At 58.9% G+C, this 13,394-nt stretch carries 14 protein-coding genes; 9 read left to right on the plus strand and 5 right to left on the minus strand.

All coding sequences use genetic code 11. From position 1 onward, the window contains the following. Nucleotides 1-209: 209 nt before the first annotated feature. The 5 genes from J2X66_RS22780 (at nucleotide 210) to J2X66_RS22800 (ending at nucleotide 5,657) form a co-directional block, all read left to right on the plus strand. A complete protein-coding gene (locus J2X66_RS22780) occupies nucleotides 210-1,649 on the plus strand; it encodes a PLP-dependent aminotransferase family protein (protein WP_046031720.1) in 1,440 nt (479 codons plus the stop codon). 89 nt (nucleotides 1,650-1,738) lie between these two features. Next, nucleotides 1,739-2,212, plus strand: a complete 474-nt coding sequence (locus J2X66_RS22785) for a translation initiation factor 2 (RefSeq protein WP_310268820.1) — start codon at nucleotides 1,739-1,741, stop codon at nucleotides 2,210-2,212. A gap of 165 nt (nucleotides 2,213-2,377) precedes the next feature. Continuing rightward, complete coding sequence (locus J2X66_RS22790) at nucleotides 2,378-2,632, plus strand: YkgJ family cysteine cluster protein (protein ID WP_310268823.1); 255 nt, start codon at nucleotides 2,378-2,380, stop codon at nucleotides 2,630-2,632. Between the two features lie 41 nt (nucleotides 2,633-2,673). Continuing rightward, entirely contained in the window at nucleotides 2,674-3,279 is a 606-nt protein-coding gene (locus J2X66_RS22795) for an START domain-containing protein (protein ID WP_310268825.1), read from the plus strand. 284 nt (nucleotides 3,280-3,563) lie between these two features. Then, a complete protein-coding gene (locus tag J2X66_RS22800) occupies nucleotides 3,564-5,657 on the plus strand; it encodes an LTA synthase family protein (protein ID WP_310268828.1) in 2,094 nt (697 codons plus the stop codon). A gap of 70 nt (nucleotides 5,658-5,727) precedes the next feature. Here J2X66_RS22800 and J2X66_RS22805 read toward each other — a convergent pair whose 3' ends face one another. Continuing rightward, the gene (locus J2X66_RS22805; RefSeq protein ID WP_172825980.1) at nucleotides 5,728-5,886 is read right to left on the minus strand and encodes a DUF3309 family protein; all 159 of its coding nucleotides are present in this window, start codon (nucleotides 5,884-5,886) and stop codon (nucleotides 5,728-5,730) included. A 283-nt stretch (nucleotides 5,887-6,169) separates the two neighbouring features. Here J2X66_RS22805 and J2X66_RS22810 point away from each other — a divergent pair, with 283 nt between their 5' ends. The 3 genes from J2X66_RS22810 (at nucleotide 6,170) to csrA (ending at nucleotide 7,721) form a co-directional block, all read left to right on the plus strand. Next, entirely contained in the window at nucleotides 6,170-6,985 is an 816-nt protein-coding gene (locus J2X66_RS22810) for an SDR family oxidoreductase (RefSeq protein WP_027924084.1), read from the plus strand. A gap of 64 nt (nucleotides 6,986-7,049) precedes the next feature. Beyond that, complete coding sequence (locus J2X66_RS22815; protein WP_310268833.1) at nucleotides 7,050-7,382, plus strand: YnfA family protein; 333 nt, start codon at nucleotides 7,050-7,052, stop codon at nucleotides 7,380-7,382. A gap of 153 nt (nucleotides 7,383-7,535) precedes the next feature. Further along, nucleotides 7,536-7,721, plus strand: a complete 186-nt coding sequence (gene csrA, locus J2X66_RS22820; RefSeq protein ID WP_123432717.1) for a carbon storage regulator CsrA — start codon at nucleotides 7,536-7,538, stop codon at nucleotides 7,719-7,721. Nucleotides 7,722-7,726: 5 nt separating this feature from the next. Here csrA and J2X66_RS22825 read toward each other — a convergent pair whose 3' ends face one another. The 4 genes from J2X66_RS22825 to J2X66_RS22840 all read right to left on the minus strand — a co-directional run bounded on the left by J2X66_RS22825 (nucleotide 7,727) and on the right by J2X66_RS22840 (nucleotide 12,926). Further along, nucleotides 7,727-7,954: a YheU family protein gene (locus tag J2X66_RS22825; RefSeq protein WP_007945785.1), complete on the minus strand. Its 228-nt coding sequence runs from the start codon at nucleotides 7,952-7,954 to the stop codon at nucleotides 7,727-7,729. Between the two features lie 118 nt (nucleotides 7,955-8,072). Then, entirely contained in the window at nucleotides 8,073-9,263 is a 1,191-nt protein-coding gene (locus J2X66_RS22830) for an osmoprotectant NAGGN system M42 family peptidase (RefSeq protein ID WP_059182357.1), read from the minus strand. A 141-nt stretch (nucleotides 9,264-9,404) separates the two neighbouring features. Continuing rightward, nucleotides 9,405-11,150: an N-acetylglutaminylglutamine synthetase gene (gene ngg / locus J2X66_RS22835; RefSeq protein WP_310268843.1), complete on the minus strand. Its 1,746-nt coding sequence runs from the start codon at nucleotides 11,148-11,150 to the stop codon at nucleotides 9,405-9,407. 3 nt (nucleotides 11,151-11,153) lie between these two features. After that, entirely contained in the window at nucleotides 11,154-12,926 is a 1,773-nt protein-coding gene (locus J2X66_RS22840; RefSeq protein ID WP_310268846.1) for an N-acetylglutaminylglutamine amidotransferase, read from the minus strand. A 284-nt stretch (nucleotides 12,927-13,210) separates the two neighbouring features. Between J2X66_RS22840 and J2X66_RS22845 the strand changes: the two genes are divergently transcribed. Continuing rightward, nucleotides 13,211-13,390: a hypothetical protein gene (locus J2X66_RS22845; RefSeq protein ID WP_310268848.1), complete on the plus strand. Its 180-nt coding sequence runs from the start codon at nucleotides 13,211-13,213 to the stop codon at nucleotides 13,388-13,390. The last annotated feature ends 4 nt before the right edge of the window (nucleotides 13,391-13,394 follow it).

The raw sequence follows: 13,394 nt of genomic DNA on the forward strand, positions 1-13,394 counted from the left end.
GGTTGCGTTACTGGAAAACCCGGCCTGCCAGACAGCGCCGGGTTTTTTTTCGTCTGCTATTTGCTGGGTTCATCGCAAAAAGCAGTACAGATTTTGCTGACACTGCACTGTACGGTCGACTATTGTGGCAACTGTCCCAGTACACTTCTAAACTGTTCCGGTATTGTTTCACACAAGAATAAAATGCCCGTGAAATCGAGTGCTGCGTCATGACCAATCTCTTGCTCTACCAACGTATTGCTCAACAACTGGCCGAAGACATCCGCCGTGGTGTCTATCAACCGGGGGAGCGCGTGCCTTCGGTGCGCAAGATGAGCTCGCAGCTCAATGTCAGCCATGCGACGGTGTTGCAGGCGTATGCCAATCTTGAAGATCAGGGGCTGATCCGCGCCCGGCCGCAGTCGGGCTACTACGTTCACCAGACGCCGGCCCTGACTGCGCCGACGCCGGACATTGCCCGGGTCGAGCGTCCTGGCCTGGTCACGCGCAGCAGCATCATTCAACAAGTGTTGGTCGAATCCCGTCGGGAAGGTGTTTTCCCGTTGGGCGCTGCGGTGCCCAGTGTCGATTACCTGCCGGTACGGGCGCTGCATCAGCAATTGGCCAAAGTCACCCGTTTCCATAGCCCGCGAGCCTTCAGCTACATGTTCAGCCCCGGTTTTGAACCGTTGCGCCGACAAGTGGCGATCCGCATGCGCGATGCCGGTGTGGTGGTTGACCCGTCCGAAGTGGTCATCACTCACGGCTGCGTCGACGCGTTGCAGATGTCACTGCGCGTGTTGACCCGGCCGGGCGACCTGATCGCCGCCGAATCGCCGACGTATTACGGTCTGTTGCAACTGGCCGACTTGCTCGGCCTCAAAGTGATCGAAATCCCGAGTGATCCTGCCACCGGTATGAGCCTGGAAGCGCTGCAACTGGCGGCCAACCAGTGGTCGATCAAGGCACTGGTGCTGACCACGCGACTGAGCAATCCCTTGGGTGGGACCATGCCCGAGGAGCGGCAGAAACAATTGCTGCGCCTGGCGTCCGATTTCGACATCCAGATTGTCGAAGACGATATCTATGGCGAGCTGATGTTCGAGCAGGGACGCACCAAATCACTCAAGGCCTATGACCGGCTGGATCGGGTCATCTATTGTTCAAGCTTCTCCAAAACCCTGTCGCCGGGGGTGCGAATCGGGTGGATGATTGCCGGCAAATACCAGCAGGAAATCCAGCGCCTGCAGACGTTCAGTACCCATTCGGCATGCAGTGTTACGCAAATGGGCATTGCGGCGTATCTGGAAAACGGCGGCTACGACCGACATTTGCGCTACATCCGCCAGGAATACCGCAAGAACCTCAGCGCCTTCCAGCTCGCCGTTCAGCAATACTTCCCTGAAGGCACGCAGATGACCCGGCCGACCGGCGGCTTCATCTTGTGGGTCAGTTTGCCGGGGCGGGTCAACACCCAGGAATTGCACGTACGGGCGTTGCAGCAGGGCATCAGTATTGCGCCGGGGCTTATCTTCAGTAACACCGAGCAGTTCAATCACTGCATCCGGCTGAACTGCGGCATACCCTGGAACCGTGAAGCCGAACGGGCCTTGATGACGTTGGGAATGCTGGCGACGCAACTTTGCCAGGAGATGGCCGGCGGCTTCTGAGCAGTCGGGAGTCAGGTTCTCGGCGGAGCTTGTCATGTGGCGCGCAACAGGCGAGCATATGGCCCTCTGCCGTTATTGCTGTTGGGTTCATGAAACCGATTTTTCCTGCCGTCTGCCTGTTTCTTTGTCTGTCGATGACCGTTCACGCTGAAGGCGTCATGGCAGCGGCTGCCCAGGAAAAACCTGCCGCCAGCGCAACCGCAAAAAAACCGCTGCCTGCGAAAAAGGCCACGACGGTGAAAAAGCCAACGGCGGTGGTAAAAAAGCGTCCACCCATTGCGGCCAAGTCAAAGGCGCCCAGTGAAGTGGTGAAAACCCAACTGCCTCCCGTCAAACTTGACTTGAGACTGCCACCGCAAATGGCCCAGGAACTGAAACCGATCGGCACCGTGCCACTGCCCAGTCACGATACGCTGCTGCCACAAATGTTTGGTGAAAAGTCCGGCAGTAGCCCGTTTCAGCTCAACGGTCGGCTGCTCAGTAACGAAATGCAATTGCAGCTGCGCAATGAAGAGCGTCGGGACGTCGAAGGCGCGGCCTTGGATTTCGAGTTCAAGCAGTAAATCGTTCCCATCCGTGAGCCGCTGGCCAGACGCTTTGTCGGAGACTGGTCAGTCACACGGGTTTGAATGAAAAAACCCCGGTCCGGGTAATTTTAAACAACTGTTTTAGCGGTTACTCTGTGCCCTGTCCTTTTACACATCACACCTCGTGAGGAGCCCGTCGTCATGAAATGCCGTGAAGGCTGTGGCGCCTGTTGCATTGCCCCTTCCATCAGTTCACCGATTCCCGGTATGCCCAATGGCAAAGCCGCAGGCGAACGTTGCGTGCAACTTTCGGTCGATAACTTGTGCAGCATCTTCGGCAAACCCGAACGCCCCGCAGTCTGTTCTGCTTTTGAAGCCGATATCGAAGTCTGCGGTAGTAGCCGTGACGAGGCGATCAAATTGCTGGGATGGTGGGAGCAAATGACGGCGGCGTGATGTGTTCAATCAACGGAACTTCAACAATAAGGAATAAAACCATGGGTTCGCTGCATCGTATCGCTGTGCTGTGTGGATTGACTGCGGTTCTGGCTGCTACGGCTGCCCAGGCCGAAGACTGGAAGGTCGCGAAGAACGAAGACGGCATCAAGATCTCTCTGGCCGAAGTACCGGGTTCGGACTACAAGGCCTATCAGGGCGTCACTTTGATGAAGACCACCGTCGCCAAACTGCGCGCTCTGCAAGAAGACGCGCCCGGTGCCTGTGCCTGGATTCACGATTGCAAAACGCAGAAGTCGCTCAAGCACGAAGGCGACCAGAGCTGGACCTATACCCAATTCAATACCCCGTGGCCCGTCACGGCACGTGATTCGGTGCTGCACATCACCACCGTTGAAGGCACCGATGGCAGCCTGACCCGCAAACTCGAAGGCGTGCCCAAGTACATTCCGGAAGAAAAAGGTTTCGTGCGCGTCACCAAGGTCGACGGTTTCTGGAAGTTCGTGCCCAAGGGTGACCAGGTCGAAGTGACCTATCAGGTGCACACCGAGCCAGGCGGCAGCGTGCCATCGATGATCGCCAACAAATTCGTGGTCGATGCACCATTCAATACCCTGAAAGCCCTGAAAGAACGCGCCGAGAAGTAATTACAGCGTCGTTCAGCAAAACGCCCCGACTGGTTCGGGGCGTTTGCGTTTTTAGCCGTGCGCGGCTTTATTGTGTTTCCGGATATGCGTTGCACAAAATTTTCACAAAGCCTCCAAGACAATCCGCCCGCATCTGTCAGCCAAACAGTAATCAATGGCAATGAGGCGGGTGATCGTGCAACATTTGCGCATCGCGCAAGCCCCGGGACCAAGCAATGGTCAATAGAGGGCAGGGCGCCGCTGTATTTTTTGAAACTTCAACTTCCAATGGGTCCTAAAACGACATGGCAAACCCGGACGCCCTGAATCAGCAGCGAGCTTCTAGTCGCCTGCTGCAACCGACCGTCAAATCGCATCTGGCCTACACGCTGCTATGTGCCTTGATCATGATGGTCATGTTCAGCCTGCTGCGTGTTGCGCTGCTGGTCTACAACCGCTCGATGATCCTCGACACCCCCGCTTCGACTTTCCTTGAAGCGTTCGCCAACGGCTTGCGTTTCGACCTGCGCCTGGTGGTTTACCTCAGCGTTCCGCTGTTGCTGGCACTGTTCAGCGCGCGGGCCATGGCTGCTCGCGGGTTCTTCCGGTTCTGGCTGACCATTGCGTCGAGCATCGCGCTGTTCCTCGGCTTGATGGAGATGGACTTCTACCGTGAGTTCCACCAGCGCCTCAACGGCCTGGTCTTCCAGTACGTGAAGGAAGACCCGAAAACCGTGATGAGCATGCTCTGGTACGGTTTCCCGGTGGTTCGTTATCTGCTGGCGTGGGCCTTTGGCACGTTGATCCTGACCCTGGCGTTCAAGGGCGCAGATCGTGCGACCCGGCCTCGTGGCCCGTTCAGCGGCGGCAGCATCGGCACGCGCCAGATCGCCCCGTGGTATGCGCGCATCGCCGTATTCGTTGTCTGCCTGCTGGTCTGCGTGGTCGCTGCGCGTGGCACCCTGCGTCAGGGCCCGCCACTGCGTTGGGGTGACGTCTACACCACCGATTCGAACTTCGCCAACCAGTTGGGCCTCAACGGTTCACTGTCGCTGATCGCGGCGGCCAAGAGCCGGATGTCCGAAGATCGCGACAATATCTGGAAAGCCACACTGCCGCAGCCTCTGGCTCAGCAGACCGTGCGTGACATGCTGGTAATGAAAGACGAAAAACTGGTGGATGCTGAAACAGCCGCCGTGCGTCGTGACTACACACCACCGGCTGACAAGACCCTGCCGATCAAGAACGTGGTCGTGATCCTGATGGAAAGCATGGCCGGTCACTCGGTCGGCGCGTTGGGCGGCCCGGGCAACATCACGCCGTACCTCGACAAACTGTCGAAGGAAGGCCTGCTGTTCGACCGTTTCTTCTCCAACGGCACCCATACCCACCAGGGCATGTTCGCCACCATGGCGTGCTTCCCGAACCTGCCGGGTTTCGAGTACCTGATGCAGACGCCGGAAGGCAGCCACAAGTTGTCCGGCCTGCCGCAATTGCTCAGTGCCCGTAAATATGACGACGTGTACGTCTACAACGGCGACTTCGCCTGGGATAACCAGTCGGGTTTCTTCAGCAACCAGGGCATGACCAATTTCATCGGTCGTAACGACTTCGTCAACCCGGTGTTCTCTGATCCGACCTGGGGCGTGTCCGACCAGGACATGTTCGACCGTGGTCTGGTAGAGCTCAAGGCCCGGGAAAACGGCAAGCCGTTCTATGCCTTGCTGCAGACGCTGTCCAACCACACGCCGTATGCCTTGCCGACGCCATTGCCGGTCGAGCGCGTGACCGATCGCGGCAGCCTCAACGAACACCTGACCGCCATGCGTTACTCCGACTGGGCGTTGGGTCAGTTCTTCGAGAAAGCGCGTAAAGAGCCGTACTTCAAGGAAACCCTGTTTGTGATCGTGGGTGACCACGGTTTCGGTAACGAGCAGCAAATCACCGAAATGGACCTGGGCCGTTTCAACGTGCCGATGCTGATGATCGCACCGGGTATCCAGGAAAAGTTCGGCCAGCGCGACCACACCGTGGGCACTCAGATTGACATCGTGCCGACCATCATGGGGCGTATCGGTGGCGAAGTGCGTCATCAGTGCTGGGGGCGCGACCTGCTCAACCTGCCGGAAGGCGACACCGGTTTTGGTGTGATCAAGCCGTCGGGCAGCGAGCAGACCACGGCCATTCTCACGGCTGACCAGATTCTGGTGCTGCCAAAAGAGAAGGAAATGGAGCCAAAGATGTACCGCTATGAACTGGGCGCCAAGCCGCATGCCGAGATCGTGCCGAACGATCCACGCACTGCCGAGTTGAAGCTCAAGCTTGAGTCGTTCCTGCAAACGGCGACCAAGAGCCTGCTGGACAACACGGCTGGTGTTGTTGACGGCAAGCCGGACTAAGTATTCGGCGCAATAAAAAGAGGCCCTTTTTCAAGGGCCTCTTTTTTTGTCCGTTAATTCGTTATATCCGTTAGATCCTGCCGAGCAACAGCAGAATCAACAGCACTACCAGCACGACGCCGATGATACCCGACGGGCCATAACCCCAACTTCTGGAGTGTGGGAAAACCGGCAGACCACCGATCAGCAAGAGGATCAGAATAACGATCAGAATTGTGCCCATGTCTATTATTTCCTTGTTGGAAGTGTTCTGGATTGACCTGTCTTTTAACGGTCAGCTGGAAGGTTATTAATTCAAGCTGCTTACAACGTCCGACTGGTGCGCGAGTCGGAAAATTCCATGTTTTTTTAATGTTTTTTGACGAGCTGTTTATTTCGTTTTTTCCAGAATTAGTTGAACCACACGCGCCCACGGTTTGTTCGGGCCATTCAGCAATCTGATGGAGCGTGGGTCGGGCAAGGACCTTCGCTACACTCAGCGCATCTTTCCCGGAACCACAAGGCTGTTTGCTATGCAAAATCGCATGATGATCACTGGCGCGGGCTCGGGCCTGGGTCGCGAAATCGCGCTGCGCTGGGCGCGTGAAGGCTGGCAACTGGCCTTGTCGGATGTCAGCGAACCCGGCCTGCAAGAAACCTTGAAGCTGGTTCGCGACGCTGGTGGCGATGGCTTTATCCAGCGTTGCGATGTACGCGATTACAGCCAGCTGACCGCATTCGCCCAGGCCTGCGAAGAGAAGCTCGGCGGCATTGATGTCATTGTTAACAACGCCGGTGTCGCGTCCGGCGGCTTCTTCAGTGAACTGTCGCTGGAAGACTGGGACTGGCAGATCGCGATCAACCTGATGGGTGTGGTCAAGGGCTGCAAGGCGTTCCTGCCGCTGCTGGAAAAAAGTAAAGGCAAGATCATCAACATCGCGTCGATGGCCGCCCTGATGCAAGGCCCGGCCATGAGTAACTACAACGTGGCCAAGGCCGGCGTGGTGGCGTTGTCCGAAAGCCTGTTGATCGAACTGGCGCAACAGGAAGTGGGCGTGCATGTGGTTTGCCCGTCGTTCTTCCAGACCAACCTGCTCGACTCTTTCCGTGGCCCGACTCCAGCGATGAAAGCCCAGGTCGGCAAACTGCTGGAAAGTTCACCGATCACCGCCACCGACATTGCCGACTATATCTACAACCAGGTGGCGGCCGGTGAGTTCATGATCCTGCCGCACGAACAGGGCCGCATGGCCTGGGCGATCAAGCAGAAAAACCCGCAACTGCTCTACAACGAAATGACCCTCATGGCCGACAAAATGCGCGCCAAGGCCAAACAAAGCGCAGGCTGATCTTGCCCGTAGGCAACCGCGTCGTTAGGGTGGCCGCCATCGGTCACTCTAACGAGACACCTGCATGCTCAATTACCTGTGGTTTTTCCTCGCGGCGCTCTTCGAAATCGCCGGCTGCTTCGCGTTCTGGATGTGGCTGCGCCAAGGCAAAAGCGTCTTGTGGGTGCTGCCTGCACTGCTCAGCCTGACTTTGTTCGCGCTGATACTGACCCGAGTCGAAACTACCTACGCCGGGCGCGCCTATGCCGCCTACGGTGGGATCTACATCATTGCCTCGATTGGTTGGCTGGCCGTGGTCGAGCGGATTCGTCCATTGAGCTCGGACTGGATCGGCGTGGCGCTGTGTGTGGTCGGTGCGAGTGTCATTCTGTTTGGCCCGCGCTTTTCCGCATCCTGAAGGATCGGTCCTGCATTCAATCGATTTGTCGGACGCTTCCGTCAGGAGGGTTCTTCCAGTGCTGTAGGGCTGGACTGATTTGCCGCCATCGCATTGAAGACCCGCTAAACGCCGGGCATCTTCAAGGGCCGGTAATCCTCAAGGACCAATACCATGCTTGTACTCAGTCGCGTTGTGGGCGAGATGATTTCCATCGGTGACGACATTTCAGTGCGGATCCTCAACGTCAGCGGCGGCAGTGTGCGCTTCGGCGTCGAAGCGCCGCAGAACGTCAATGTGCATCGCGCCGAAGTCTATGAGCGCATCCAGGTAAAACTGGCCAAGACCAAGGGGCGCTGAGCCGTTCAGTCGAACAGGTGCTTGGGTACATCGTGCTTGAGCATCAACTGGCACTGCTCGCTTTCCGGATCGAACACGATCAGTGCCTGACCTTTGGTCAATGCCTGGCGAACCCGCAATACGCGGGTCTCCAGCGGTGTGTCATCGCCGTTGTCCGTACCGTCACGGGTCACGAAATCCTCGATCAGGCGGGTGAGGGTGTCGACTTCAAGTTGGTCGTAGGGAATCAGCATAGGCACCTCGGCTAAAACAATGTCGGGATGCTACGGCGAATGATCGGTGGCGGCTAGCCTCGGGCTGATGTGTTGCCAGGCCTGCCCCTATCGCGAGCAGGCAATACAAATGTCGGGATCAGCTATCAGAGCGCTGCCCGACAAGACTGTCCACCGAAGGCACCCGCGTATCACTTTCCATCTGCGTCTCATGTTCGATCTGATGACTGAACCGATCCAGCGACCCCTTCGCTGGCTGCGCGTCACTGGCAAACACTGGCGGGCTCAGGATGTAGGCGCCGAGCAAGCGACTCAACGCCGCCAGGCTGTCGATGTGCGTACGCTCATAACCGTGCGTGGCGTCGCAACCAAAGGCGAGCAGGGCGGTGCGAATATCGTGCCCGGCCGTCACCGCCGAATGCGCATCGCTGAAGTAATAACGAAACAGATCGCGGCGCACGGGCAACTCGTTGTCACTGGCCAGGCGCAGCAAATGTCGCGACAAGTGATAGTCATAGGGCCCGCCGGAATCCTGCATCGCCACGCTCACCGCATGTTCGCTGGAATGCTGGCCCGGCGCGACGGGCGCAATGTCGATACCGACGAATTCACTGACATCCCACGGTAGCGCGGCCGCCGCGCCACTGCCGGTTTCCTCGGTGATGGTGAACAGCGGATGGCAGTCGATCATCAACTCCTCGCCGCTGTCGACGATGGCTTTCAGCGCCGCGAGCAACGCCGCAACGCCAGCCTTGTCGTCCAGGTGACGGGCGCTGATGTGGCCGCTTTCGGTGAACTCCGGCAAGGGGTCGAAGGCCACGAAATCACCGACGCTGATCCCCAGCGAGTCGCAGTCGGCGCGGGTGGCGCAATAGGCATCGAGGCGCAGTTCGACGTGATCCCAACTGATCGGCATTTCGTCCACGGCGGTGTTGAAGGCGTGCCCGGAAGCCATCAGCGGCAACACGCTGCCGCGAATCACACCGTTGTCGGTAAACAGGCTGACCCGGCTGCCTTCGGCAAAACGACTGGACCAGCAACCGACCGGCGCCAGAGTCAGGCGTCCGTTGTCTTTCACGGCGCGAACCGCCGCGCCGATGGTGTCCAGGTGCGCGGACACCGCACGGTCGGGGCTGTTTTTCTTGCCTTTGAGGGTGGCGCGGATAGTCCCGCGACGGGTCATTTCGAAGGGGATGCCCAATTCTTCAAGGCGCTCGGCGACATAGCGCACGATGGTGTCGGTGAACCCGGTGGGGCTGGGAATGGCGAGCATTTCCAGCAGGACTTTTTGCAGGTAGTTGAGATCCGGTTCAGGGATTTTAGTGGTCATGGAAACTCCTGATGAGTGAAGAGCTGATCGTTCCCATGCTCTGCGTGGGAATGCAGCGAGGGACGCTCTGCGTCCCAAGGGCGGACGCTCTGCGTCCGATGAGGCATCCCCACGCAGAGCGTGGGAACGATCAAGAAGGAGCTAGACCGCCGGCTGACTATGCGGAAACAACAAATCCACAAACCGCTCAGCCGTGGGCTGCGGTTCATGGTTGGCCAGACCGGCGCGCTCATTGGCTTCGATAAACACATACTCCGGCTGATCGGCCGCCGGTACCATCAAGTCGAGCCCGACCATCGGGATATCCAGTGCTCGTGCCGCCCGTACCGCCGCATCAACCAAGGTCGGATGCAGAATCGCGGTGACATCCTCCAGCACCCCGCCGGTATGAAGATTCGCCGTACGCCGAACGAACAAATGCTCACCCGCCGGCAGAATGCTGCTGTAGTCGTAACCCGCGGCGTGCAACGTGCGCTGGGTCTCATGATCGAGCGGGATTTTGCTCTCGCCACTGGTGGCTGCCTGTCGCCGTCGACTCTGGGCTTCGATCAACGCGCCAATGGAATGCTGACCGTCGCCGACTACCTCGGCCGGGCGCCGAATCGCCGCCGCCACCACCTCAAACCCGATCACCAGAATCCGCAGGTCCAGGCCTTCGTGAAAGCTTTCCAGCAGCACTCGACTGTCGAACGTGCGGGCGGCTTCGATGGCTTGCTGCACGTCTTCAATGGTTCGCAAGTCAACGGCAACCCCCTGGCCTTGCTCGCCATCCAGCGGCTTGACCACCACCCGCTCGTGCTCATCGAGAAATGCCAGGTTGTCATCGGCGTTGCCGGCCAGTTGTTGCGAAGGCAGGTTCAAACCTGCGGCCTTGAGCGCTTTGTGGGTCAGGCTCTTGTCCTGGCACAAGGTCATGCTGATGGCGCTGGTCAGGTCGCTCAAGGATTCGCGGCAACGTACCCGGCGCCCTCCATGACTGAGGGTGAACAGGCCGGCATCGGCGTCATCGACCTGCACATCAATGCCGCGGCGAAGGGCTTCCTCGACAATGATTCGCGCATACGGATTGAAGTCCGCCTCCGGACCAGGCCCAAGGAACAGCGGCTGATTGATGCCGTTCTTGCGCTTGATCGCAAAGGTCGAGAGGTTGCGAAAACCAAGCTTGGCGTAAAGGCTTTTCGCCTGTCGGTTGTCATGTAAAACGGACAAATCCAGGTAACTCAGCCCACGGCTCATGAAGTGTTCGATCAAATGCCGTACCAACACCTCACCGACGCCCGGCCGCGAACAATGCGGATCGACCGCCAGGCACCACAGGCTGCTGCCGTTTTCCGGATCGTTGAATGCTTTGTGGTGATTGAGGCCCATGACACTGCCAATGATCGTGCCGCTGTCTTCGTCTTCCGCCAGCCAATACACAGGGCCACCCAAATGATGAGGGGTCAGCAGGTTTGCATCGATCGGCAACATGCCGCGCGCCTGATACAGCTGATTGATCGCCTGCCAGTCCGCATCGCTTTGTGCCCGGCGAATGCGGAAGCCGCGAAACACACGAGTCGCTTGACGGTAATCGCTGAACCACAAACGCAAGGTGTCGGAAGGGTCGAGAAAAAGTTGCGCCGGTTCCAGCCCCAAAATCTGCTGGGGCGCGGCAACGTATAAAGCAATGTCGCGCTCGCCCGGCTGCTCATTGAGCAACTCCTCGGCAAGGCTGGCCGGGTCGGGAAAGGTGTGCCCGATCAGCAACCGGCCCCAGCCGCAATGCACGGCAATCGGTTGCGCACTCAGTTCGCTGCCGTCTTCGGCGAGACGCGCCTGCAAGCGTTCATAAGAAGGTGTCTGGCCGCGCAACAAGCGTTGGCTATAGGCCGTGGCGTGGGGTTTCATCGATCAGATTCCTTGCTCGCTGAGCCACAGGTTCAAGGCCGCCAATTGCCACAGCTTGGAGCCGCGCAGCGGAGTCAATTGACCCTGCGGGTCAGTCAGCAAACGGTCGAGCATCGCCGGGTTGAACAGACCGCGATCCTGACTCGGATCGAGCAGCAGTTCGCGCACCCAGTTCAGCGTATCGCCCTGCAAATGCTTGAGGCCGGGCACCGGGAAGTAACCCTTCTTGCGGTCGATGACTTCACCCGGAATCACCAGGCGCGCCGCTTCCTTGAGCACTTGCTTGCCGCCGTCCGGCAGTTTGAATTTGCCCGGCACACGGGCCGACAACTCCACCAGTCGATAGTCGAGAAACGGCGTGCGTGCTTCCAGGCCCCATGCCATGGTCATGTTGTCGACGCGTTTGACCGGGTCGTCCACCAGCATCACCGTGCTGTCCAGACGCAGGGCTTTGTCCACCGCCGCATCGGCGCCGGGCTGTGCGAAATGTTCCTTCACGAAGTCACCGGCGGCGTCATTCGCTGTCAGCCATTTCGGCTGCACGGTGGCGGCGTAATCGTCATGGCTGCGGTCGAAGAATGCCTCGCGATACGCAGTGTACGGGTCGGCGGCGCCGTCGACTTGCGGATACCAGTGATACCCGGCGAACAACTCATCCGCGCCTTGGCCGCTCTGGACCACTTTGCAATGTTTGGCCACTTCGCGGGACAGCAGATAAAAGGCGATGCAGTCATGACTGACCATCGGCTCGCTCATGGCGCGGAACGCAGCGGGCAGTTGTTCGATGATCTCTTTTTCGTCGATGCGCAATTGATGGTGCTGGGTGCCGTAGTGCTTGGCGATCAGGTCCGAATACTGGAACTCGTCGCCGCGTTCGCCGCCGGCATCCTGAAAACCGATGGAGAAGGTCGACAGGTTTTCCACGCCGACTTCACGTAACAGCCCGACCAGCAAACTCGAGTCGACGCCGCCCGATAGCAGTACGCCGACATCGACCGCCGCCCGTTGACGAATCGCCACCGCATCGCGGGTGCTGTCGAGCACCCGGTCGCGCCAGTCTTCCAGGGTCAGGTTCATTTCGTCGGCGCGAGGGCCGTAGGGCAGGGTCCACCAGGTTTTCTGCTCGGTGCGGCCATCGGCTTCGATGCGCATCCAGGTGGCTGGCGGCAGTTTTTCAATACCGGCCAGCAAGGTGCGCGGTGCCGGGACCACGGCGTGGAAGTTCAGGTAATGATTGAGCGCCACCGGGTCGAGTATCGGGTTGATGTCGCCACCCTTGAGCAACGCTGGCAGCGCCGAGGCAAAGCGCAGGCGCTGGCCGGTGCGCGACAGGTACAACGGCTTCACGCCGAGACGGTCGCGGGCGATGAACAGGCGCTGGGCATCGCGCTCCCAAATAGCGAAGGCGAACATGCCGTTGAGCTTGGGCAGCAAGGCTTCGCCCCAGGCGTGATAGCCCTTGAGCAGTACCTCGGTGTCACCGCCGGAATAGAAGGAATAACCAAGGCTTTCGAGCTCGGTGCGCAATTCCGGAAAGTTGTAGATCGCGCCGTTGAAGGCCAGGGACAGGCCCAATTGATTGTCGACCATCGGCTGCGCCGAACCGTCCGACAGGTCCATGATTTTCAGCCGACGATGACCAAGCGCAATCGGCCCTTGGGCATGGAAACCCCACGCATCGGGGCCGCGAGGGGCCAGGTGATGGGTGATTCGTTCAACGGCCGCGAGGTCCGCAGGTTGATGATCAAAGCGTAACTCGCCAGCTAATCCGCACATAAAGTCCTTACCGGTTTTTCCGTTGGGGAGGGTCAATCGATACCCGGCCAAAACGGCGGGTACTCAGAAACTGACCCGATGGGACCGCGGGAGTTTTAGATCGATAAGTAATAAGCCGCCGCAGTGAACCGGACGGCCTTACCCGAAAGAGTTGGGGGGGCTGTACAAAGACGACGTTGCCCGCTTGAACGAGCAACAGGCGCGAGAACTCTGTTTGCCAGAGGAGTGGGCGTCGTCCGCGCGGGCTGCAACATGGACGGCATTCAAGGACGCCCCTGCATCTGATGGTGGCCGAACAAGCGGTCTTCGATAAAGCCGAGAGCCTGGCGACGGCCGATTATCTCCGTCAGGTTTCGGTGATCAAGACCGAAAAAGAAACGACGGAGAACGCCGTTTTCGAGCGCTTGACCGAGGACGTCATGAAAATGGTGGAGCTGGGTACTTGCTCTCTGGCGGACGGTTGAGCGG

The organism is Pseudomonas sp. 3296, from assembly GCF_031456615.1.
Taxonomy (GTDB): domain Bacteria; phylum Pseudomonadota; class Gammaproteobacteria; order Pseudomonadales; family Pseudomonadaceae; genus Aquipseudomonas; species Aquipseudomonas mucoides.